Source organism: Leucobacter sp. cx-328 (assembly GCF_014530035.1).
Classification (GTDB): domain Bacteria; phylum Actinomycetota; class Actinomycetes; order Actinomycetales; family Microbacteriaceae; genus Leucobacter.
The window spans coordinates 386,776-408,230 of record NZ_JACVMX010000002.1 but is presented as its reverse complement, the minus strand read 5'-3'; the positions used below and the strand labels follow the sequence as shown (position 1 = coordinate 408,230).

Below are 21,455 nucleotides of genomic sequence, written 5' to 3'. Positions count from 1 at the left end.
ATCTCCCCTACTTACGGATGCGCCCCAAGCAGCGCACCAACAAACAAGAGCGCAAACAACAAGAGACCGGCCGTCACCAGGAGAACGAGCGCGCCAACGATCAGCCCGATCAGCGCGACGTCACGGCGCTGACGTTTCACGAGGGCGATGATCCCGACCACGACGGCGGCAACACTGACCACCATCGCAGTAAGCAGCATCCCCATCCCCGAGTCAGCCCAGCCAAAGAACACGGCGAACAGACCGACGCTTCCCAGCCCAAGTCCGAGCGCAATCCACGACAGCGTCGCTGACGGCGCTGGCGGCGTAGGCGCGGGTGCTGGCTCAGGCCCGGGATTCACTCCGAAATATGTCATCGCTCTCCTCAAAGGCCGGCTGTCTACGGCCATGCTGTGATTCTGCCTCGGGTCTGCGGATTTGTCGAGGACTTCACCCAGACGTTGCTTTGGCAAGACCCCTCAGTCATTCCATTCATGACAAGATGAACCCATGCCCAAAGTCGTCGCGCTCTACCGATTCCCTGTCAAAGGTTTCACCGCTGAAAATTTGTCAGAGCTCACCGTCCAGCCCGACGGCCGTATCGCGGGCGATCGCGTCCTCACGTTCCGTTTCGGGGACGCAACTGAGCCCGAGCACAAGAACGGCCGCGAGTACTGGTCCAAGAGCAAGGGCCTCTCGCTGCAAGACTTCCCCACGCTCGCACGCCTCTCACTGTCATACGACGAACAGGCCAAGCGGATGCGGATCACCGAAGGCAACGCCCTCCTCGTCGATGCTGGCCTCGACGCCCAGGGCCGCGACGACCTGACCGCGGCCATCACGGACTTCGTGCTTGCCTCGCCGGAGGCCCGTCGCCTCACAAAGCCGGGCCGTCTCCCCCTCGCGCTTGTCGGCGATGGCGAAACCTCTCGTTTCCAAGACAGTTCACGCGGCTACATCTCTGTGCACAGCGAGGCGAGCGTCGCCGAGATCGCGGCCTGCGTTGAGCCCGACGTCGATGACCGACGCTTCCGCTCAAATGTGGTGATTGCGGGGGTCGATCCGCGCACCGAACTCAGCTGGGACGGCGAAGTGCGGATCGGCGACGTCACGTTCAAGACCGACAAGAACATCGTGCGCTGCTTGGCTACCCACTGCAACCCGGATACCGGCGTGCGCGATGCCAAGCTCCTCACCGCATTCACCCAGCAGCTCGGCATGGCGGAACCGACGCTCGGTCGCTTCCTGCTGCCGGTGGGCGAACCGGGTGTGACGACGACCGGCGGTGTGATCCGCGTGGGTGACGACGTCAGCTTCTAGCGCATGAGCAGCCCGGCGCCACACGCACCGCGGGCCTAGTGCAAGAACAGCAACAACACAGCAACGCCAACAAACAGCGCGCCGAACACCGTATTCAGCACGCGCTGCCCCTTGAGCGTGCGCGAGAACCGACTGAACGGCTTCGCCACCGTCGCAAAGAACCCCCACATGACGCAGACATCGACGAGGACGCACGTGCCAATGATGATGGCATATTGCAGGAGCTGGGGCTGATCCGCGCGCACAAACTGTGGAATGAAGGCAAGGAAGAACACGATGGCCTTGGGGTTCAAGATGTTGACCCAGAATCCCTGCCAGATCATCGCACGGCGAGTGATCGCGGCCTGTGTCTTGGCCTCGCCCGTGACGACAGGCTTCGTGAGAATCGAACGAATGCCGAGGTACGCGAGGTATGCGGCACCGGCGTACCGAATCACTGTGAACAACACTGGCGAGTTCGCGACGATGAGTCCGACGCCAGCGGCCACGATAATGACGTGCACAAGCAACGCAACCTGCTGGCCAATGACGCCCCAGACCGCGCCGCGCCAACCGACGCGCATTGAGTTGGCCATCGTGTTGATCGCGCCTGCCCCGGGGGTCAGACTAATGACGATCACAGCAGCGAGCAAGGATAGCCATACGTTCAACGTCACCAATCAAGTGTATTCCCGTCGGCGCTACCGAGCATGACCGAACTAGGTCATTATTAATACATAGGCGTTGCATCGCGGCGCAGGAAGGCACCAGATGTCACAGCAACTCACGGCCGCAGACAGCGAACTTCAGGCGCTACGCGCCAGGGTCGCGGATCTCGAAACCGAGAACCAGCAGCTCCTCAAGAAGTCCGCACAGGTGACCGGCGATGGCGCCGGCAAGACCGGTTCTGGCGCTGGTAAGGCCGCCCGCCGCGGACTCAGCGCGCTCTCCGCGATCCTCATCGTACTGAGCGTCGTCTTCGCCCCTGTCGCCCTGCTCAACACCTGGGCCCGCTCGCAGCTCGTCGATACCGAACGCTTCACGGCAACCTTTGCTCCCCTCGCGGATAACCCGCACGTGCAGTCCTTCATCACCGACAAGGTCATGGAGGGTGTTGAGGCGAACGTTGATATCGACGGCATGGTCAAGGATGTATTCACCGGTGTCGCAGATCTTGGACTGCCTGAGCAGACCAAGGTCATCATCCCGCTGCTGAGCGGTCCCGCGGCAGACGGCATCCGGTCGATGCTGCGTACTGGCGTCACCGAGGTGATCCGCTCCGACCAGTTCACGCAGATCTTTGAGGCAACGCTCACACAAAGCCATAAGCAGGCGATCGCGCTCATCCAGAGTGATCCGAACGCGATGCTGCAGCTGCAGGAAGATGGCACCCTCGCGATCAGCCTCAACGAGGTCATCGCCGAGGTGAAGACTGTCCTCATCGATCAGGGCTTCAGTTTCGCCTCAGCCATTCCGACGGTAGACCAGTCCATTCCGCTGTTCTCGGCAGATTCGTTGGTGACGATCCGCACCCTCTACAACATCACCGTCATCGGCGGAAACTGGTTCCCATGGGTCATCCTCATCGGCCTGCTGGCGGGTGTCGTCCTTGCCCGACATCGCATGCGCGCGCTCGCATGGGCCGGCGTCGGACTCGCGATCTCCTTCCTCACCTTGGCCGCAGGCATCGGCATCGGACGTGAAGTCTTCATCGCGACCCTGGCGCCCTCGGTCATGCCAGCTACGACGGCACAGGCCGTCTTTACGCAGGTCACCACGTTCATCTCGTCGACCACCATGGCGCTCGTCATGCTCAGCGTGATCATCGCCGTCGGTGCCTGGTTCGCAAGCGGGGCTAAGTTCGCACGCAAGCTCCGCAGCCTGCTCGATGCTGGCTTCAGCGGGATTCGCAAGAGCATGGATCGCCACGGCCTGCACACCCGCGGCTTCGGCCTGTTCGTGAACCAGTGGCACACTGCGCTGTACATCGTTGCGGTGTTGGTGGCTACCGTCGCGGTCTTTATGGACCGCCCGGTGCGCGGATCGAGCATTTGGACCGCAGTGATCTTGCTCGTCGTGTTCCTTGTGGTGCTGGAGGTGGTGAAGCGCGATTCGGCGGATCCCGCCCCAGCCGATGCGCTTGAGCCCGACGCGGTGCCCGCTGCCGCCGAGAGCGAAGCTCCCGCTGCCGCCGAGGCGCTCGCTGATACCAAGAAGCTCTCGGCACACCTCAACACCGCGGACCTCACCGAAACCACGGAGCTCACCCCCTAGCGCGTTGGGTCCAGCCCAGGGCGCTAGGCTGCCCGACCCCGGCGTTAGCCTCGGTATGCAAAAGGCCCTTCGGTCAGATTAATTCCCCAGGAATCATCTGGCCGAAGGGCCTCTTTGCTACCCACGCGAGCATCATCCGCTGCCATCTGCGACCACGAAGCAGACAGCGCGCCAAAGCACCTCAGCGCGAGTTCAAAACTCCCCAATGCGCCCCATTCATCGCTCCCCAGGGCAAACACCGCAGGTAACCATGCCACAGGCAAGGGCGGCTGCAAGGCCGCCCGCGGCAGCCTCACAACAGCGACGGCAGACACTCCCCGTAAATATGCGATTCGCCTACAAAATGCGATTCTGCGGCCAATTCAGCATATTGGCGGCCGATTACATATCTACGGCAAATCGACCGACCAATCACACGAGCACCCGCCGCAGTGACGGCCAGGGGCAAGCGCCAAAGCCCAGACCCAGCCCAAGCGCCAAGCGCCAAGCGCCAAGCGCCAGACGACTACTTAGCCAATGCGGCGACGGCGCAGCACGTCGTCAAGGTCAGGCATGCCTTCGGTGGTGTCACCGACGCGCCCCATCTCGCTGAAGGGGCTCACCTTCTTGCGGCCAGCACCGCCAGCCTTCTGCTCGTACCGCGCAAACATCGAGTCGGCAGCGGCCTCCTCGGACTTCTGCTCGGCGATCTGTGCGGTCACCGGACGCTCATCCGGGACAACCGCGCCAGCTCGCGCCAGACCCTGCTCACGCGCGACCTGCTCGCGAGCTTCGCGCAGCAGCATCGAGTCGGGCTGGTTTTCCATGCGCGGCTGCGATCCAGCACGTGATGCGCGGGCGCGGGCGCGGGCCATTGCACGGGCGCGAGCGATGCGCTCGGCTGCTGCCCGCTGTGCCGCGTTGTGCGCGGCAGTGGCAGCCCCGTCCTCGATCTCAACTTCCGAGAGCTCTGCAACAGCAGACTCTGCAGCAGGCGCCACAGCTTCTTCAGGAAGCACCTCGTCGGCAATCGGCTCAAGCTTTGCGCGACCGGGAGCCAGTAGCACGAGCGTGCCAGCACCGGCAGACAGACCAAGCAGTGACCAGATGAGCGGCCCAGCACCGGCGCCAGCAAACAGCAGGCCGATGCTCACGAATGCTGCGACGACGCCAAGCAACGTCACGAGCGCGGCGATTGACCGCACTCGACGAATGCCTGGCTTGCTCAGACGCGCAGCGCGCTGAGTCGCTGCCTGCTTCCGCTGCATCTGCTGGGCGCGGATCTCGGCACGCACCTGTGCGGCCCGAGCCTCTGCGAGATCCGCCGAACGTTCGGCTTCTTCACGTTTCTTCTCAGAGCGCAGGATCTTCTCGTGCGCGAGCGCTTCCTTTGCGGTGGCTTCGAGACGCATCTCTTCCGGCATTTCCATGGTCTCTGCCAGGACGCGGAGCGTGCGCTGCAGACGGAATGCATTCCGCTCAGCCGCTTTGAACTCGCGTCGGCGGTTCCAGCCGGGAACAAGAATGGCACCCCACAGCACGGCAATGACCACGAAGATCATTCCCCCGCCAAGCGCGCCGCTACTCATGGGCTAACCATATGCCGATTCCTGACGGCGTGTCTCGTGGCGCGCCGAGGAATATTCGCTGATCGGCGCGTCACTCCCCTTCGCCGCTGAAGAATTATCGGCGGAGGCGTTCGAGCATGGTGGTCTCGCGTTCTTCGCGGGTAATTGCGAAGCATTCATGGTCGCGCCACTGGCCGCCGATGTGAATATACGCGCGCCTGCATCCCTCATAACGCATACCGAGTTTCTCGACGACGCGCAGCGAGGCTGCGTTTTCTGGTCGGATACAGATCTCGACCCGGTGCAGGTGTACGTAGTCAAACAGGTAGTCGATTGCGAGGGCGACCGCAGTAGGCACGATGCCTTTGCCTGCATACCCCTCAGCGATCCAATATCCGAGCTGGCCAGAGCGCAATGCTCCTCCACTGAGTTCTGCCGCGTTGAGCTGTCCGACAACCTCGTCGTTGTAGGTGATCACCCACGGGATTCCGGTGCCGGCCTTCAGGTTCTGCCGCATCGATTTGATCACCGGCCCATAGGGCGTCGAGCCCGGTGCCACAGAATAACCGTCGGGATGCGTGGCCTCCCACTCCTGCAGCCACGACCGGTTCCCGCGCAGCAGTTCCCCCATCCGCGCAGCGTCACGGGGGCGGATCACCCGCAAACCAACCGACCCCGCGTAGAGCCTGTGCGGCTTCACGCGGGGTCGATGTGCTGGCATGCGAATTTGCAGTTACTCGCCGCGGATGCGATCCGCGAACTCAATGATCCAGTCACGGAGCTCTGCACCGAGCTCGTCGTGATCGACACCGAGGAGCACGTTCGCCTTGATCCAGTCAGCGCGATCGCCAGTGTCGTAGCGACGGCCACGGAACACAACGCCGTAGACCGGCGCCTCGCCGCCACCCTGCGCGAGCACGTTGAGTGCATCGGTGAGCTGGTACTCGCCACCGCGGCCGGGCTCGAGGTCGTCGATGATGTCGAAGATCTCGGGGCGCAGCACGTAGCGGCCGATGATTGCCAGGTTCGAGGGCGCCTCTTCGCGGCTGGGCTTCTCGACGAGGTCGGTGATCCGCACAACGTCGGGATCATCGGTCGGCTCGACAGCGGCGCAACCGTACAGGTGGATCGATTCCTCAGGAACCTCCATGAGCGCGATCACGGTCGCCTGGCGGGCGTCGTGCTCTTCGACCATGCGGGTGAGGAGCGTATCGCGTGCATCGATGAGGTCATCACCGAGCAGTACAGCGAACGACTCGTTGCCCACGTGGCAGCGCGCACGGCCAACCGCGTGACCGAGGCCGAGGGGCTGGCCCTGGCGCAGCATGTGCACCTCAGCGAGCTCGCTCGACTGCTTGACCTTCTCAAGCTTCTTCATGTCGCCCTTCTGTTCGAGCGCACGCTCGAGCTCGGGGACGCCGTCGAAGTGGTTCGTGATGTTGTTCTTGTTGCGACCGCTGATGATGAGCACATCAGTCAGACCGGCCTCAGAGGCTTCTTCGACTACATACTGGATCGCAGGCTTGTCCACGATCGGCAGCATTTCCTTCGGCATCGCCTTCGTCGCTGGAAGGAATCGCGTGCCAAGACCAGCCGCGGGAATCACTGCCTTCACAACGCGCTTTGCGTCTGCGTTTCGGTTTTCAGTCATACCGCACAGCTTAACGCTCGGCACCCGAATTTCCGCCGCAGGTTCCCGGTTTCGTCAGTTCTGTCACGCACTGCCGCGACTAGGCTCGATCCCATGACATCCTCGATCGCCGACGAGAAGCGCGCGCTCCGTACCCGCGTGCGGGCGTTGCGGGCTGCGGGCAGGGGGCGCGGATCCGCCCACACTGACTCCCTCATCAGCCTCGTGCGCGAGGTCGCTGCCTCGCGGGGTACTCCAGTCACCCGCGTGACGAGCTTTGTCAGTGTCGGAGATGAGCCGTCGACGGCGGGGTTCAACGCGTGGGCGGTCGCGGAGGGCATCGAGGTGCTGCTCCCGCGCGTACGTCCGGATGGCCAGATGGACTGGGGCGTGCTGACGTCGGCTCCCGATGGCGGTCTTGCTCCCGGAGCGTTCGGGATTCCCGAGCCGGTGGGCGATCTCCTCCCGGCGACTGCGCCGCAGGAAACTGACCTCATGCTCATCCCTGCGGCGTGCGTCGACGGGCGCGGCAACCGTCTCGGCTGGGGACGCGGTTTCTTCGACCGTTGCCTCGCGGGGCTGGCGACGCCTCCCCCGGTTTTCGCGGTCGTGTTCGACGACGAAGTGTTCGAAGCGGTTCCGGTCGAGCCGCACGATGCGCCAATCGCCGGCGCCGTAACCGAGCGCCAGGTGCTTCGCTTCGAGCGGTAGCTTCTGCAGCGGGTTCCGCTTGCAGCGAGGCTCTCCGCGCTGGCTCAGCCGAACCCGCTAAACTTGCAGCGTGCCAACCTATGCTTACCGCTGCGCCGACTGCGAGCACGCTTTCGACGCCTACCAGTCGTTCTCTGATGCTGCGCTCACCGAGTGCCCCGAGTGCGGCGGCAAGCTGCGTAAGGTCTTCGGCTCGTCGATTGGCGTGACCTTCAACGGTTCAGGCTTCTACCGCACCGATTCGCGCCCGAGCAGCTCGGGTTCGTCTTCGTCGTCGGTCTAAAGCTCTTCGGCGCGAGCCATCGTCTCGGGTGAGTGCCCACGCGACGCCCCCAGCACCTCGATGCCAAGCAGGTGCCCGGCATCAACGACGATTCTCCTCGGCCTGGCAGCCGGGCGTTCCCCGACTACCCCCAGTGTGGCGGACGATCCCGCAACAACTGCTCCTCTGACGCAGAACGAGCGCGCGCTGCGGGAACATCGCCCCATGCTTCGGGGCGATCCTCGCCAGCTTTCTCAGTGATCGGCTGTTCTGACGGGCGCGGATCGACACCCTCAGGTGCCGGTCGGGACGCCCGCCGGTTCTTCCGTTCAGCCACGCTTAGTACGCCTGAGTCTCGGTTGCGTCCTGCGCGTCGCCGCCAGCAGCAGCATCGCCAGCATTCAAACCAAACGCAGCGCCAGTGCCAGCACCAGCCGCACGCACGGGCTCGACAACGCCGGTCACGGTCGAGTCAGAGACGTCGATGGTGTCGCCGCTCTTGCCGGTGTCGGCAGGAGCGCTGTCTGCGCCCGATCCGCCAGCGCCAGCAGCAGCCTCCGCCGCACGGCGCGATGCCTCGTCGCGACCCAGCACGCGCGCGATGCGCTCTGCAACGGCACCGGCATCCGAGAACAGGTCGAAGCGCTGCACCCGCTGGTAGTGCCAGCCGAGGCGGCGCAGCACAGCGGGGCGCAGGCGCAGGGCCTCGCGGAGGCTTTCGGGGTGCTCACCGAGGTCGAAGTCGACCGCGATGACGGCATCGCCGAACGATGCCGCAAGCGGGATCACGCCGTGGTAATCGAGCGTGACGTTGAGACCGAGTTCTTCGAGGCGAACCGCGAGGTCGCTCACGAGCGGATCGGCTTCTGACGGCAGCACCTGGGGCGCGGCCGCGGGTGCATCGAAGGCGAGGAGCTCAGAAAGCTCAACAACACCGTGCTTGAGGCGGTCGCTGTCGAGGTCTTCAGGCTTGAAGCAGCTGACGATCGTCATTGCGCGGCGGGCGCGGGTCATCGCGACGGCGATGAGCTTCTCACCACCGGGCTGACCGAGCGAGCCGAAGTTTGAAAGTACGCGGCCGTGCGGGGTACGACCATAACCGATCGAGAAGATCACGCGGTCGCGGCTCTGCGCGGTCGCCTGTTCGAGGGTGAGCACACCGAACGGCTCTGCTCGATCACCGAGCAGGAAGTCACGGTACTGCGGGTACTTTGCGAACGCCTTGAGTACAGCCTGGTTCACGCGCACCGCATGCTTTGCGCTCGCAGTGATCACCATAAGCGATTCGCTCGGGCGTTCGTCTGCGTGCTGCAGCACCATCTGCACCACGCGATCGACCTCGGCATCGGTACTCTCGACCGCACCGGTGTGCTGATCGGGCAGGCCCTGACCGTGCGGCACGAACTCGTAGTTCAGGCTCGAGTGCCCGAGGTAGCTGCCGGCCCACGGCAACGACTGAATCTCACGGTTGTAGAAGCGCGAGTTCACGAGGTTCGTGAGGTCTTCGCCGCCGGCGCGGTAACTCCGCGTGAGCGAAAGCGAGGGAAGCACCGAGGCAAGCTCGGTGAAGGCCGATTCCTCAGAGGTTTCGGGGAGCGGATCGCGCGTCGTTCCCGACCCTGCGACCGCAATCTCAAACGGCGACGGTGACTGCGTGATCTGATCACCGAATGCGACAATCTGCTTTGCGCGGCGGATCGCACCGAGGTTCTCAGCGAGCGTGGTCGCACCAGCGTCGACGAGCAGCACGGTGTCGAAGCGCATCGACTCTGGCAGCTGGAACACTTCGTAGGGCGACATCGTCCAGACCGGAGCGAGCGCCGAGAGCAACGCTGGCGAGTGACGCTGCAGCATGCCGACCGACGCGTAGCCGCTCCGGAGTGCGCCGCGGAGCGCAAGCGCTTCCTGCTTGTGATCGAGCACGGCAACGCGCCACGAGTCAGACAGGAGGGCAGCGAGCTGCGCACCGTTCGCACCGGCGTGTGCGTCGTCGACGAGGCGGAAGTCTGCCTCGAGGCGCTCAATAACGCTCGTGTTGGCGCTGAGCAGCGACGGGTTGGTCTGCAGCATGCGCTCAAGCGCCGACTGCCACCACGAAAGCTCGAGCTCTGCCGAGACCTTGTCTGCGGGCACGTGACGCGCAGACAGATCGTCGAGCAGCGGCTGCAGGTTTGCGCCGCGCAGGCGCTCGACGATGGTCGTGCGCTCCTGGATGTTCTTGAGCACCTCAGATTCCTGCGCAAGGTCAGCAACACGCTGCGCGAGTGTGCCGAGCTGCATGTTCTTCAGGCGGCCCGACTCAGCGGATGTCCCGAGGATGCGGTCGAGCTTGTCGAGGTCTTCGTACGCCGACTGGAACGCAACGACGACGTCAGCGATACCGAGCGGGACCTCGGGGCGCGCACCGACCACCGTCGAGTAGCGCTGCCACAGCACACGCTGCTGCTGAATCTGCACCAGGCGCGAGTACATGTCGGTGATGCTCACACCGGGTCGGACGTACTCGCGTGCAAGCTTCTTCAGGCGACGCTTGTTCGCGTTTGTCATTTCCTCGCCCGAAGCGCTGCGCGGGCTGTGTGCCGCGATGACCTCGGTGAGCGAGCGGTCGTACACCTGCGGGGTGAAGCGGTCGAGCGTATCGCGCACGCCCATGAGCAGACGCAAGTAGACGCCGAGCTCGGCAACGGTTTCGTAGGGACGCATCGAGGTCTGGCCGACAACCTCGTTCGCCATCGAGACGAGGCGAGGCAGCTGCGACTCAGCAAGGTCAACAGCGAGGGCGTATGCCGCACGTGCTTCTTCGGTCGTATCGAACGAGACGCCGTACCAGGGCGAATCTTCGGGACCGTATTCAAATTGGCCGAGACGAGCAACCTCGGTCAGCGCGTCAGCGACCGAAGAGCGGTCGATCGCGAGCTGGCCGAGCGCCTGATCGTCCAGGCGAACGGTCGTCGCTGGCGGCTCTTCACTGCGCGAGAGTAGCGCGAGCTTCCGAAGTGCCTCAACGGGTGAGACACCGAAGCGTGAATCTTGCGTGTTGAGCGCGGATCCGTAGTCGAGCAGCACCCCGCGCAGGCGCACGAGTGCCTCGTCGACGTCACGTAGCTGTTCAGGCTGAGCGTTCTCATTGCGACTAATTGCCTCAACCAGATTGCGGCGCAGGCGACGCGGCGACACCGCGAGGCCCGTCAGCGATGCGCGCGAGAGGCGATGTGCAATGCCGTCGAGCGTCGCGCGTCGCGGCGAGACGACGAGCACGCGCTTGCCGTCACGAACCAGGTTACCGATCGCGTTCGCAACGGTCTGCGTTCCACCGGTACCCGGCAGCGTACGCACGACGAGCGAGTGACCGGCGTTGATCTGTGCCAGGACGTCGTCCTGCTCAGCATCAGAGTCGTAGAGGTTGCGGTCGGTGTCTGGCGCGCGGTGGTCGGGCGACGACGCGTCGACCGGGCGGTAGCCATCACGCAGCGCCTGCTGAGCAGGCTCGCTGCCACAGATCGCGTCGAGCACGGGAATGTCGAGGTCACGCGCGTCGGCAACCATCTGCTGCGAGACGTTGTGGAACGACGACACGATCAATCGCGGCTGCACCTCGAAGCCCGCGACGCCAGCAACCATCTGCCGGAGCCGATCGATCACGGGCTGCGGCTTGAACACGCCCTCAGTCTGCGAGAGTTCAATGAGCGTGCGCGCATCAAGCATGATGCCGAACTGCTCATGCAGTACGCGGATCAGCTCAGAGTTCACCACGGGGAACTGCTTCAGCTTGAGTTCAAAATCGCGGCCATACCGGCGGATCGCGAGCGGGCGCAGAAGTACCGGTGCGCAGAAGTCGGTGCCCTCGAAGCTCCACTTTGCGAGACCTACTGCGAGGTTCACGGTTTCGAGGCCGCGCACGGTGCGCATCTCAACGGCTTTGTCAGTCACGCGGGCCGCTGCGAAGCGGGCATGACGCAGCGCGAGGTCATCACGAATCAGTGCAGACAGCAAGATCTTGTTGCCGCTGATGAACTGCGGCAGGCCACCCGGGTGCGTCGAGGACAGCTCGATGCGGTTCGCGGGGTGATCATCAAAGTGCAGGAGCGGGCTGTCGCCGCCGATCTTGCCAAGCTGTGCACGCCACTGCGCGTGCTCGCGCGAATTGGCGTCGACAACTGAGACTGGTCCACCGAGCTGTTCAGTCAGCTGCTCGGCCGTCTGTTCTTGGGGCATGGCGGCCTCCTCACTACCGGTGTGGAAGGCACGCTGACCTACCGAACCTGCTGGATCGGTTGAATCACGACGTTCTACACTCCACACAACCACACCATAAGCGGTATCAGGCCCTTTTCGCAGCATACAAGCGGTGTGTTTCGAGGCGATCTGACCGATTTACACTGCATACGCAGAGAGGCGCGGCACCCCATGAAACGGGGTACCGCGCCTCTCACGCAGTTCCGACTACTTCTCGTCGGCGTTCACAACGATGCCACCGGTCACAACCGGATCGGCTACGTCTGGTTCGCCGCCGCGTACCTTCGCCGCGAGGCGCATGAGGTGGTAGACGCCAACTGCTGCGATCGTGCCGAGCGCGATGCCGTTGAAGACGATCGGGTTCGCTTCGCTGCCGATGGTGAGACCGAAGTCTGCAATACCAACGATGAGCGCGACAGCAGCGGTGAACTGGTTGATCGGCTTCGAGAAGTCGACCTTGTTATCGATCCAGATCTTCACACCGATGAGGCCGATGAGACCGTACAGTGCGACGGTCACGCCGGCAAGAACGCCTGCGGGAACCGTGAAGATCACAGCGCCAACCTTCGGGCAGAAGCCCAGGAGGATCGCGATGATGCCAGCAACCCAGTACGCAGCGGTCGAGTACACACGAGTCGCCGCCATGACGCCGATGTTCTCGCCGTAGGTGGTGGTGCCCGATCCGCCGCCGAAGCCAGCGAGGATCGTCGACAGGCCGTCAGCCAACAGTGCGCGGCCCGTTACCGGATCGAGGTCGCGGTTGATCATGAGGCCGACGCTCTTCACGTGGCCGACGTTCTCAGCGATGAGTACGAGCACAACGGGGATAAACATCGGCAGCAGGCCCCACAGGGTGGGATCGCTGAACGGGTTCGCGGGCAGGTGGAACTCGGGCAGGCCGATCCATGCCGCGTCCTTGACCGCGGTGAAATCAATCTCACCGAAGAAGATTGCTGCAATGTAGCCAACGACCATGCCAAGCACGATCGACAGACGGCCGATGAGGCCGCGGAAGAGCATCGTGATGAGCAGCACCGAGACGATCGTGATGAGTGCGACCCATCCCGAGTTCTCAGTTGCGTTCCAGTTGTTCTTCACCGCTGGCGCAAGGTTGAAGCCGATGAGGGCCACGATCGTGCCCATGACGACGGGCGGCATGAGTGCGTTAATCCAGCCAGTGCCGAACTTCTGCACCACGACGCCGACGATCGCCATGAGCACACCGATCGACAGAATGCCGAACGATGCGCGCGACAGGTCACCCTCAGGGCCGCCAGCAAGGGCTGCCATGATCGGGGCGATGAAGGCGAACGAAGATCCCAGGTAGCTGGGCAGACGGTTACCCGTCAGCAGCAGGAAGAGAATCGTGCCGAGTCCCGAGAAAAAGAGCGTCGCGCTGGGCGGGAAGCCCGTGATGAGCGGTACCAGGAAGGTAGCGCCAAACATTGCGACAACATGCTGTGCGCCAAAACCAATGGTTTTGGGCCAGCTCAATCGCTCCTCAGGGAGAACGATTGCATCGGGTGCGACGTGCTTTCCGTCACCGTGCTGCTTCCAGGCCATCCCCTGTGTTCCTTTCGGTGGAGCTGAAATATTCCTCGAAAGACTTTAGCCCTATTCTGAGGCGATATACACCTTGCGGATGTGATTTTCCACAGTCCACCGCGTGCGCGAGCCGCCAACGAGGCGCATCACGTCGCCCTGAGCGACGTCAATTGGTTCGTCGATGACGTTGTTATCGGCATCGAGGAACTCGATCCTTGCCCCGCCAGAAAGCACCACGAACAGCTCGTCAACCTCGGTGTCGGTGACTACGCCTTCGCGCAGCTCCCAGATTCCGACGTCGGCCGAGCCCATCGTGCCAAGCTCTGCGATGCCCTGATGGGGCGAACCCGACACGGTGTCTTCAGCGGTAACCGCTTCGAGCTCGATCGGGGTGGTTGTCGCGTTGACCACGAGGTTCTTGCCCTCGGGAAGCAGTTCGGCGCTCACGAGTCAAATCCAAGGCCGAGCGCGTCAAGGGTCTTGAGCAGCACATTGCGCTTGCCCTGGTTGTGATCTGCGCGATCGAGCGCCCAGCGGGTCGCGTTGATGCCGATCGAAGCCGCTGGCTCAGGGGGGAACGGCAGCGGCACCTTCTTCACCATTTCGACCTCGGTGCGCTCAGTGACGCGACCCTCGAGACGGTCAACGATGACATCAGCTGCGAAGTGCGTCGTGCCAACGCCGAGGCCGGTGAAGCCAGCAACGTACTGCACGCGACCGCCGAAGGCCTCGCCAAAGAACGCGCAGAAACGGGTGCTCGTATCGATGACGCCAGCCCAGCGGTGTGTGAACTTCAAGCCCTCAAGCTGCGGGAACGTGGTGAAGAAGTGGCTCGCGAGGCGACGGTGGCTCTCCATGCGATCTTCGTACTCGGCCTTGATCTTGCCGCCGGTGAAGTAGACCGCGTCGTACCCGCCCCAGAGGATGCGGTTGTCTGCGGTGAGACGCGAGTAGTGGAACTGGTTCGCCATGTCGGCAAGGCCTTCGCGCCCTTCCCAGCCGATCGACTTCATCTGTTCGTCTGTGAGCGGCTCGGTCATGAGCACGTAGTCGTAGACCGGCACGGTGTGCAGACGGTAACGCTTGAGCAGCGACGGGAAGACGTTGGTGCAGAGTGCGGCGCGCTCGGCATTCACGGTGCCGGCGTCAGTCGTGAGGCGGATCGGGCCAAACTTGTCCCCATCAAGCTTCGTTACCGCGCTGCGCTCGTAGATCTCCACGCCGATCTCGGTCGCGTGACGCGCGAGTTCAGCGGCGAGCTTCGCCGGGTGGATGCTCGCGTTCTCGCGAGGTGAAAACTCGCTGCCGAGGAACGTGGGCGAGTTAATGCGCTTGCGGGTTCCCTCAGCGTCGAGCGTCTCGACGAGGGGGTCGGGGCTCTCGCCGAGCCAGTCAACCTGGTACTCGGCATTTGCGACGCTCAGTGCGCCGTTGCGCTCGAACTCTGCGTCGAGCTTGTTGTCTGCGATGAACTTCTCGATTGCGTCGAGGTTTTCGTAGCCGAGGCGGCGGAGGATGCCGGTCTCGTTTGGCCAGCGCGCCTCGGCGTTGGGCTCACCGTGGGTGATGCTCGCCTCGCAGAAGCCACCATTGCGCCCGGACGCCGCCCAGCCAACCTCGACAGCCTCGAGCAGCGCGACGCGGCGCTCGGGGTGCTCGGTCTTGAGCTTGATGGCAGTCCACAGGCCGGCGTAGCCGCCGCCAACGACGACGTCGTCAACGGTGATGTCTGCGCCAAGCTTCGGGTAGCGTGCTGCCGAATCGCGAATATCGTCGAGCCAGAAGCACGCGAGCTTGGTGTCCGCAAGAGATGCGTCAACCACATGCGCTGCGGGTGGGTTGGTCTCGAAAATGGTGGGTTCCATGAACGTCCTTGTCTAGTTGAACCCCTGCGTTATTTCCTACGCGGGTGTCAGTACCGCGTACGATCTTTCCACATCATCGCGCAGAACGCTAGTGATTAGTCAAAGCCATTGACTATTTTGTTGTGATCGTTATTTGCGGCGCTTCTTCTGGTCTTCTTCTGCGGGGGGACGCATAATTGCGCCCGTCGCGAGGCCCATCGCAAGGCCCGCAGGAAGCCACAGCCAGAACTGTGTGAGCAGGCTCAAGATGAGACCCATCACCGCACCCATGATGAGCGCGACGATGATCTGCTTCCGACGCGCCTCTGGGCTCACCTCGGGCTTCTTGTTGCTCCCGTTACGGCCCGAGTTCACTGGCTTCTTGCTCATGCGTCCAGCCTACGCGCAGCCTCTTGATCGGCCTGATCCATAGCTGTGAGTTTTTCAACGAGCGCGGTGGGAGCGCCCTGCGCCTGCGCAATTGCGGCAAGCTGCCCCGCCGCGCGAGCAATCTTCGCAAAGCTCGGTGACACGCTTGCGCCAGCGGCGAGCAGCACGGGCTCAAGTGCGTCAAGCGCCGCAATTCCCGCAGCGCCATCAGCAGCGATCGATTCGGCTTCCCACTCGCGCCAGGCACGCGTCACCCCTGCCCGCTCATCGCGGGCGACCACCCGGTCGTCGGCCAGCTCAATGCGGTCGTTGCCTACCGTGTCCGTGAGGCGGATCGCGACTCGCGTCGTCGCGATCTCAGCGATCGCGATCACCTCGTCGGCGGCCTCGCCGATCCGCGCACGAATCTCGTGAACCAGCCCCGCGGGCATTTCGGCAGCTGGCGGCCAGCCGAGCTCACGCGCGCCAAGCTCGTTCTTCTCTTTCAGGTGCCAGCCAGCGTCGGAACCGCCCTCCCGCACCCGCACCGCAACTCGCTGCTTGCCAAGCGCACCGTCGCGGGTATCAAAGTAGCGCGCCACCATGCGGTGTTCAACGCGCTCGGCGACCTCGAGCTCCGCGTCGGCGAACTCAGCGGGAACGACCGCGTCCCACGCGACGTCGTACTTGCGCTCGACCTCGATGGACTCCTGCCCGGCGGGCGCGCTCGGCGCCTCGTGGGCCGAGGCCTGATTGGCTGGTACCTGATTGCTCATGAGACAAGCCTAACGAGGGTCTCGCCTCAGCGCCGCTCGGTAAACTGAACGTGTGGATAACTTGGTTCAGCGCAGCCTCGCGTCCCTCACCGAGGTGCGAGCGCGACTCATCGCGGCAGAGGTGCAGCCAGAAGAATTTGCCGAGTTTGTGCCGGAGCGACGCAAGTTCCTCATCACTCGCGCAGCCCGCATGCGACCCGTTGGTCAGGTGTGGCGGCTCGGCACGCTGCTGCTGCGCGCCGACGATCCAGCACCCGGCGAGCCAGTGCTCTACGCCGCTGGCACGGTCACTCGCGCAGCCGAGCGAGGCCGCCCGAACAACACGTCAGTCTCCCGCGAAGAACGCCGAGAGATCGCTGCGGCGGCCCTGCGCGGCGGCTACGCAGCAGGCACCTCCGTCAACTATGACGCTGTCGCGCTTCCCCTCACCGAGGACGGCATCGCTGAGTTTGCTGCCGACGCGTCGCTGCCGGTGGGCATTGCCGATGGTGAGCTCCTCGTGCGCTGGCGCGCCGGCGCTGCGCTCACAGGGGCACCGACGCTCGCCGCATACCTGTCGGAGCGACTTGAATTCTTGGTGCACCCGCCGCAAGGCGCCTAGGAGCTACCTTCAGAGGGCGTAGGCTCACACCATGGCAATGTCGCACACCGCTCCCCAGAACGACCGCGTAGCACTCATCTCCGGCGCTGGTTCACCCACAGGAATCGGCTTCGCTGCTGCCGCACGGCTCGTGCGCGCTGGCTATCGCGTGGCGATCGGGGCCACCACGGGGCGGATCCACGAACGCGCCGCAGAACTCAACGAACTCGCGACCCAGCTTGGCTCGGTCGAGGTGTCGCTCGGCAGCCCGGTCGCCATCGGTGTCACCGCCGATCTCACCACCGACGAGGGTGCGGAACACCTCGTCGAGAGCACACTTGCTGCGTTTGGCCGACTCGACGTTCTTGTGAACAACGCTGGAATGACCTCAGTCTCTGACCCTGAGGATCCGCAGCCTGCCACCGCGCTCGATCGCGTCGGCTGGGAGCACGCGCTCACTCGCAATCTCACGACCGCGTATCTCGTCACACGCAACGCGATCCCGCACCTGTCCGCTGCTCCGCACGGCCGCATCGTCACGGTATCCTCCGTGTCAGGTCCGCTCATGGCCTACCGCGGAGACGTCGGCTACCACGCAGCAAAAGCAGGCCTCGTGGGCCTCACGCGCTCCCTCGCTGTTGATCTCGCAGAGACCGGCGTGACCTCCAACGCCGTCGCACCGGGCTGGATCAACACCGGCTCCGCAACCGAGCACGAAAACCGCATGGGTGATGCCACTCCCCTCGGCCGCTCAGGTACCCCAGATGAGGTCGCGGCACTCATCGAGTTCCTCGCGTCGCCAGGCGCTTCGTACGTCACTGGCCAGGTCATCGCTGTCGATGGCGGCAATACGATCCAGGACGAGCAGGGCGGCTGGTAGCGGATCAGCGCTTCGCGCTCCCCAACCAGAGCGAAACGCCCAGCACCGCGGTCAATGGCCGGTAATACTCCGCGTCAAGGCGCATGAACTGCTTTCCAGGTTTGGGAAGCCCGAGCGCCGCAAGCGCTGTCTCCCCGCCGAAGCAGGCACGCGCAAGCATGACGCTCCCCATGGCACGCACCCCCGCGCGTTGCGGCTTTCCTTCACCGAATGCGCCTGCAGCGAGCAATGCAGCAGCACCGGTACCCGCAGCGACGACGAGCGTCGGACCGGCGCTCGGCATTTCGGTTTTTGAACCCACCACGGCTTCAGCGAGCGCCTTCTTGTTCTGTGCTGGCCAAGACGATCCAGCAGCCCAGGCCACGTGAAGTGCTGAGACCGCAGCAAGCCCGGCCACCCCGACAATACGACCACTCACCGCAAGCATTCGACGCATGCGGCCAGCCTAGCTTTGCGAGGTCCGGGCCGACAGTGTTGTTCGCAGGGAAACCTCGAATTTCCACACCATTCATAGCGAGACCAAAACAATAACCTAGAAGGCTCTAGTGAAATCCGGGCGTCCCTCTTACACTGTGGACACAGCGGCCACATTGAAGTGTCCGCGTAGCATTGCGATTCGGGGGACCGCGCATGAGGCGCTTGATTGCATTATTTGGACTGATGGTGTTTGGTGGAGTTGCCTTGGGCGGCGCCACGCTGGCGGCTGCCACCGCTCCCCCGGCATTCAATGGCGCGTACATCATCGATGACACCTCAACCGGCGCGGTTCGCTCTGACATGAACGCTCTCGAAGATCAGGTGCGCTCGTTCGCCGATGCGCACGGAGTGCAACTCTTTGTGGTCTATGTCGATGCGTTCGAGAACCCGGCAGACCCCGCGGCCTGGGGCGCAGCTACCGCCGAAAAGAACTACCTCGGCGACGATGGAGTCTTGTTGAGCATTGCCGTGCAAGATCGCATGTTCGATCTCAATGCGCCCGAAGCGCTCATTGATGATGCGCAGTACACGAAGATCACCAATGAGTACGTGCGTCCGGCGCTCAAGGCGAGTGACTGGAGTGGCGTCGTCGAGCGAACCCTGACTGGAATTGACGAAGCGGTGCTGAATCCAAGTTCAAACGGGACTGGCATCGCGGTTGCAGTCATCGGCGGAGTCGTCGTGGTCGGAGCCGTCGCAGTCGGCGTGACCGTCGCTCGCAAACGGCGCAAGAAAACCCAGCCGGAAACAGCCGACGCACCCGCGTCGCTTGAAGAACTCGAAGCAACCGCGAGTTCGTTGCTCGTGCAGGTTGATGATGACCTCCGCAGCAGCGAGCAAGAACTCAGTTTTGCCGAAGCACAATTTGGCGCTGCAGCTGCTGAGCCATTTGCCGCAGCGATCACTAATGCAAAGGAGCAGCTCACTGCCGCGTTCGGCCGTCGCCAACAGCTTGACGATAACGTGCCCGACACGGATGAGGACCGACGCGCATGGCTCACCGAAATCATCGACCGCTGTACTGCGGCAAAGACCTCTCTCGATGAGCACACCGCGTCATTCACCCGCCTGCGCGAGGTCGAGCAACGTGCGCCAGAAACTCTCGCCCAGCTCAGCTCAGGGCACGCCGCGACGACCGAACAACTCACTGTGGCGCGGCAGCGTGCAGCGGAGCTTGGCGCCACCTACGCGCCCACAATCGTCGCACAGGTCCAAGCAAACCTGGCCGAGGCAGCGGAACGCCTCAACTTCACCGCCGAGTGCATTGCCTCCGCAGACACAGAACTCGCAGCCGGAAAGACCTCTGCTGCTGCGGTGTCATTACGTGCGGGTGAGGCAGCGCTCGACCAGGCGAAGCTCCTCTCCGCCTCACCAGAGACCGCGGCAGCAGAGCTCGCCGAGAGTACCGCGCAATACGAGGCAGCTACGGCAGATCTGCGCGCCGATCTCGCCGTGGTATCGCAGCTCATTGATTCGGCGGGTGAAGCCGACCGTCAGGCCCTGCAGCAAGCCGCTGCGCAGGTGAGCCAGCTCCTGGAACGCGGCACGCAGGGCGACCCGGTGTCTGCCCTCGCAGCCGCAGCCGCAGCAAACGTACAGATCGACGCGGCCATCGGATCGGCTCGAGAAAACTCTGAGCGCACGCGCCGTACCGAAGCCGCGCGAGACGGCGCACTTGTGGCCGCACGCGCCGAAGTACTGAACGCAGAGCAGTTCATCGCCACGCGACGTGGAGCAATAGGCGCAACAGCACGCACCCGCCTGTCAGAGGCGCAGCGTCAACTGCAGCTTGCCGAACAGCTCGCGCAGCAAGACCCCGCCCGCTCATACGAGGCTGCCCAGCAAGCGATTCAGTATGCCAGGGCGGCAAGTCAACTGGCAGACAACGACGTCTCAGGCTGGGGCGGCGGTATGGGCGGCGGATCAGGCGCAAACAGCAACCTTGGCACTGCAGTGCTCGGCGGCGTCATCGGCACCCTGCTCAGCGGCGGTGGCGGTAGTGGCGGCGGCAACAGTGGCAGCGGCGGCTGGAGCGGATCTGGCGGCGGGTTCACCGGCGGCTGGGGCGGAGGTGGCGGCCGCTCTGGTGGCGGATCGCGCGGCTCCGGTGGCGGTGGCGGCAGGCGAGGTGGCGGTGGTCGCTTCTAAACGCGTACCAAGCAACTCACATCGCTCCACACACAACAACTTGCGGGCCGACAGCGCCTCGCACTCATACTTCCTCCGAGCTGCATCGGTGGATCAACTGGAAAGGAAGCCACCATGGCAAAGCAATCAATCCTTGGCCGTATTACCCAGCTTGCCAAGGCAAATATCAACGCACTTCTCGACTCTGCTGAGGATCCGGAGAAGATGCTTAACCAGATGGAGCGCGACTACAAGAACAGCATCGTCGACGCTGAGAGCTCGGTAGCGCAGACCATTGGCAACCTCCGACTTATGGAAGCCGATCTCGCAGAAGATCAGGCCGCCGTCACCGAATGGGGCACAAAGGCCGCAGCTGCCTCAGGGCAGGCTGAAACGCTGCGTGCGGGCGGCGATACCGCAGGGGCAGAGAAATTTGACAACCTCGCTCGAGTCGCGCTCTCAAAGCAGATTTCCTTCGAGAAGGAGGTAGCGAGCGCAGAACCAAGCATCATTGCTCAGCAGAAGGTCGTTGAGCAGCTGAAGACCGGCCTCACCACTATGCGCGAGAAGCTCTCGCAGCTGCAGACTAAACGCGATGAGCTCGTCTCGCGCGGCAAGGTCGCCAAGGCGCAGGAACAGGTACAGGACGCTGTCAAGGACCTCGACGTGCTCGACCCGACGAGCGAGCTTGGCCGCTTCGAGGAGAAGGTCAAGCGTCAGGAGGCTATGGTGCGCGGTCGCGCGGAGCTTGCTGCATCGACGCTCGACGCCCAGTTCAACGAGCTCGACGATCTAGGCGAGCTCAGCGAAGTAGACGCGCGGCTGCAGGCGCTCAAATCAGGCAACGCCTAAGCTGCAAGTCTCACCATCGCCGGTCGCTGCGACCAGACGTCTACGTCATCGCAGCGGCCGGCGATGT

21 protein-coding genes are annotated in these 21,455 nt (G+C 63.6%); 8 read left to right on the top strand and 13 right to left on the bottom strand.

The genetic code is table 11. The annotated features are described in order from the left end of the window. Window positions 1-11: 11 nt before the first annotated feature. The gene (locus ICL81_RS04465) at window positions 12-356 is read right to left on the bottom strand and encodes a hypothetical protein (RefSeq protein WP_188033748.1); all 345 of its coding nucleotides are present in this window, start codon (window positions 354-356) and stop codon (window positions 12-14) included. A gap of 133 nt (window positions 357-489) precedes the next feature. Between ICL81_RS04465 and ICL81_RS04460 the strand changes: the two genes are divergently transcribed. Beyond that, window positions 490-1,299 (top strand): MOSC N-terminal beta barrel domain-containing protein, encoded by an 810-nt coding sequence (locus ICL81_RS04460; RefSeq protein WP_188033747.1) that lies wholly within the window; start codon window positions 490-492, stop codon window positions 1,297-1,299. Window positions 1,300-1,334: 35 nt separating this feature from the next. Here the strand turns inward: ICL81_RS04460 and ICL81_RS04455 are convergent, their stop codons facing one another. Then, window positions 1,335-1,955 (bottom strand): LysE family transporter, encoded by a 621-nt coding sequence (locus tag ICL81_RS04455; RefSeq protein ID WP_188033746.1) that lies wholly within the window; start codon window positions 1,953-1,955, stop codon window positions 1,335-1,337. A gap of 94 nt (window positions 1,956-2,049) precedes the next feature. On the opposite strand from ICL81_RS04455, the gene ICL81_RS04450 reads away from it, so the two are divergent. Further along, on the top strand, window positions 2,050-3,552 hold the full coding sequence (locus ICL81_RS04450) for a hypothetical protein (RefSeq protein WP_188033745.1): 1,503 nt from the start codon (window positions 2,050-2,052) through the stop codon (window positions 3,550-3,552). A gap of 509 nt (window positions 3,553-4,061) precedes the next feature. On the opposite strand, the gene ICL81_RS04445 is transcribed toward ICL81_RS04450, so the two are convergent. The 3 genes from ICL81_RS04445 to galU all read right to left on the bottom strand — a co-directional run bounded on the left by ICL81_RS04445 (window position 4,062) and on the right by galU (window position 6,750). Next, the gene (locus tag ICL81_RS04445) at window positions 4,062-5,120 is read right to left on the bottom strand and encodes a hypothetical protein (protein ID WP_188033744.1); all 1,059 of its coding nucleotides are present in this window, start codon (window positions 5,118-5,120) and stop codon (window positions 4,062-4,064) included. Window positions 5,121-5,214: 94 nt separating this feature from the next. Then, window positions 5,215-5,820: a GNAT family N-acetyltransferase gene (locus ICL81_RS04440; RefSeq protein ID WP_188033743.1), complete on the bottom strand. Its 606-nt coding sequence runs from the start codon at window positions 5,818-5,820 to the stop codon at window positions 5,215-5,217. Window positions 5,821-5,832: 12 nt separating this feature from the next. Beyond that, window positions 5,833-6,750: a UTP--glucose-1-phosphate uridylyltransferase GalU gene (gene galU / locus ICL81_RS04435; protein WP_188033742.1), complete on the bottom strand. Its 918-nt coding sequence runs from the start codon at window positions 6,748-6,750 to the stop codon at window positions 5,833-5,835. Between the two features lie 93 nt (window positions 6,751-6,843). On the opposite strand from galU, the gene ICL81_RS04430 reads away from it, so the two are divergent. After that, entirely contained in the window at window positions 6,844-7,440 is a 597-nt protein-coding gene (locus tag ICL81_RS04430; protein ID WP_188033741.1) for a 5-formyltetrahydrofolate cyclo-ligase, read from the top strand. A 70-nt stretch (window positions 7,441-7,510) separates the two neighbouring features. Then, entirely contained in the window at window positions 7,511-7,723 is a 213-nt protein-coding gene (locus tag ICL81_RS04425; protein WP_188023339.1) for an FmdB family zinc ribbon protein, read from the top strand. 124 nt (window positions 7,724-7,847) lie between these two features. Here ICL81_RS04425 and ICL81_RS04420 read toward each other — a convergent pair whose 3' ends face one another. The 7 genes from ICL81_RS04420 to ICL81_RS04390 all read right to left on the bottom strand — a co-directional run bounded on the left by ICL81_RS04420 (window position 7,848) and on the right by ICL81_RS04390 (window position 16,472). Next, complete coding sequence (locus ICL81_RS04420; protein WP_188033740.1) at window positions 7,848-8,039, bottom strand: hypothetical protein; 192 nt, start codon at window positions 8,037-8,039, stop codon at window positions 7,848-7,850. 2 nt (window positions 8,040-8,041) lie between these two features. Beyond that, window positions 8,042-11,917 (bottom strand): DEAD/DEAH box helicase, encoded by a 3,876-nt coding sequence (locus tag ICL81_RS04415; RefSeq protein ID WP_251381746.1) that lies wholly within the window; start codon window positions 11,915-11,917, stop codon window positions 8,042-8,044. Window positions 11,918-12,145: 228 nt separating this feature from the next. Next, window positions 12,146-13,501 carry a uracil-xanthine permease family protein gene (locus ICL81_RS04410; protein ID WP_188033739.1) on the bottom strand — a complete coding sequence of 452 codons (1,356 nt, stop codon included), beginning with the start codon at window positions 13,499-13,501 and terminating at the stop codon, window positions 12,146-12,148. 51 nt (window positions 13,502-13,552) lie between these two features. Next, window positions 13,553-13,930: a cupin domain-containing protein gene (locus tag ICL81_RS04405; RefSeq protein ID WP_353055413.1), complete on the bottom strand. Its 378-nt coding sequence runs from the start codon at window positions 13,928-13,930 to the stop codon at window positions 13,553-13,555. Next, entirely contained in the window at window positions 13,927-15,348 is a 1,422-nt protein-coding gene (locus tag ICL81_RS04400; RefSeq protein WP_188033738.1) for an FAD-binding oxidoreductase, read from the bottom strand. The genes ICL81_RS04405 and ICL81_RS04400 overlap by 4 nt, the downstream gene beginning before the upstream one ends. A 129-nt stretch (window positions 15,349-15,477) precedes the next feature. Next, window positions 15,478-15,717, bottom strand: coding sequence for an HPP family protein (locus ICL81_RS04395; RefSeq protein WP_188033737.1), 240 nt, complete (start codon window positions 15,715-15,717; stop codon window positions 15,478-15,480). After that, window positions 15,714-16,472 (bottom strand): CYTH domain-containing protein, encoded by a 759-nt coding sequence (locus ICL81_RS04390; RefSeq protein WP_188033736.1) that lies wholly within the window; start codon window positions 16,470-16,472, stop codon window positions 15,714-15,716. Before ICL81_RS04390 ends, ICL81_RS04395 begins: the two co-directional genes overlap by 4 nt. Before the next feature lie 52 nt (window positions 16,473-16,524). On the opposite strand from ICL81_RS04390, the gene ICL81_RS04385 reads away from it, so the two are divergent. Both ICL81_RS04385 and ICL81_RS04380 read left to right on the top strand, forming a co-directional pair. Next, window positions 16,525-17,073 (top strand): hypothetical protein, encoded by a 549-nt coding sequence (locus ICL81_RS04385; protein WP_188033735.1) that lies wholly within the window; start codon window positions 16,525-16,527, stop codon window positions 17,071-17,073. Between the two features lie 31 nt (window positions 17,074-17,104). Then, window positions 17,105-17,932, top strand: coding sequence for an SDR family NAD(P)-dependent oxidoreductase (locus tag ICL81_RS04380; RefSeq protein ID WP_251381744.1), 828 nt, complete (start codon window positions 17,105-17,107; stop codon window positions 17,930-17,932). A 4-nt stretch (window positions 17,933-17,936) separates the two neighbouring features. Here ICL81_RS04380 and ICL81_RS04375 read toward each other — a convergent pair whose 3' ends face one another. Next, entirely contained in the window at window positions 17,937-18,368 is a 432-nt protein-coding gene (locus ICL81_RS04375) for a DUF3995 domain-containing protein (protein WP_188033734.1), read from the bottom strand. Between the two features lie 194 nt (window positions 18,369-18,562). Between ICL81_RS04375 and ICL81_RS12090 the strand changes: the two genes are divergently transcribed. Further along, window positions 18,563-20,557: a TPM domain-containing protein gene (locus ICL81_RS12090; RefSeq protein WP_188033733.1), complete on the top strand. Its 1,995-nt coding sequence runs from the start codon at window positions 18,563-18,565 to the stop codon at window positions 20,555-20,557. Window positions 20,558-20,671: 114 nt separating this feature from the next. Then, window positions 20,672-21,388 carry a PspA/IM30 family protein gene (locus ICL81_RS04365; RefSeq protein ID WP_188033732.1) on the top strand — a complete coding sequence of 239 codons (717 nt, stop codon included), beginning with the start codon at window positions 20,672-20,674 and terminating at the stop codon, window positions 21,386-21,388. Window positions 21,389-21,455 lie beyond the last annotated feature (67 nt).

Bases quoted from the DNA above. Each gene is read 5' to 3' on its own strand.
- ICL81_RS04460 (WP_188033747.1), top strand. From the start codon at position 490: ATGCCCAAAGTCGTCGCGCTCTACCGATTCCCTGTCAAAGGTTTCACC.
- ICL81_RS04400 (WP_188033738.1), bottom strand. From the start codon at position 15,348: ATGGAACCCACCATTTTCGAGACCAACCCACCCGCAGCGCATGTGGTT.
- ICL81_RS04440 (WP_188033743.1), bottom strand. From the start codon at position 5,820: ATGCCAGCACATCGACCCCGCGTGAAGCCGCACAGGCTCTACGCGGGG.
- ICL81_RS04445 (WP_188033744.1), bottom strand. From the start codon at position 5,120: ATGAGTAGCGGCGCGCTTGGCGGGGGAATGATCTTCGTGGTCATTGCC.
- ICL81_RS04410 (WP_188033739.1), bottom strand. From the start codon at position 13,501: ATGGCCTGGAAGCAGCACGGTGACGGAAAGCACGTCGCACCCGATGCA.
- ICL81_RS04380 (WP_251381744.1), top strand. From the start codon at position 17,105: ATGGCAATGTCGCACACCGCTCCCCAGAACGACCGCGTAGCACTCATC.
- ICL81_RS04395 (WP_188033737.1), bottom strand. From the start codon at position 15,717: ATGAGCAAGAAGCCAGTGAACTCGGGCCGTAACGGGAGCAACAAGAAG.
- galU (WP_188033742.1), bottom strand. From the start codon at position 6,750: ATGACTGAAAACCGAAACGCAGACGCAAAGCGCGTTGTGAAGGCAGTG.
- ICL81_RS04365 (WP_188033732.1), top strand. From the start codon at position 20,672: ATGGCAAAGCAATCAATCCTTGGCCGTATTACCCAGCTTGCCAAGGCA.
- ICL81_RS04415 (WP_251381746.1), bottom strand. From the start codon at position 11,917: ATGCCCCAAGAACAGACGGCCGAGCAGCTGACTGAACAGCTCGGTGGA.
- ICL81_RS04375 (WP_188033734.1), bottom strand. From the start codon at position 18,368: ATGCGTCGAATGCTTGCGGTGAGTGGTCGTATTGTCGGGGTGGCCGGG.
- ICL81_RS12090 (WP_188033733.1), top strand. From the start codon at position 18,563: ATGAGGCGCTTGATTGCATTATTTGGACTGATGGTGTTTGGTGGAGTT.
- ICL81_RS04450 (WP_188033745.1), top strand. From the start codon at position 2,050: ATGTCACAGCAACTCACGGCCGCAGACAGCGAACTTCAGGCGCTACGC.
- ICL81_RS04390 (WP_188033736.1), bottom strand. From the start codon at position 16,472: ATGAGCAATCAGGTACCAGCCAATCAGGCCTCGGCCCACGAGGCGCCG.
- ICL81_RS04430 (WP_188033741.1), top strand. From the start codon at position 6,844: ATGACATCCTCGATCGCCGACGAGAAGCGCGCGCTCCGTACCCGCGTG.
- ICL81_RS04465 (WP_188033748.1), bottom strand. From the start codon at position 356: ATGACATATTTCGGAGTGAATCCCGGGCCTGAGCCAGCACCCGCGCCT.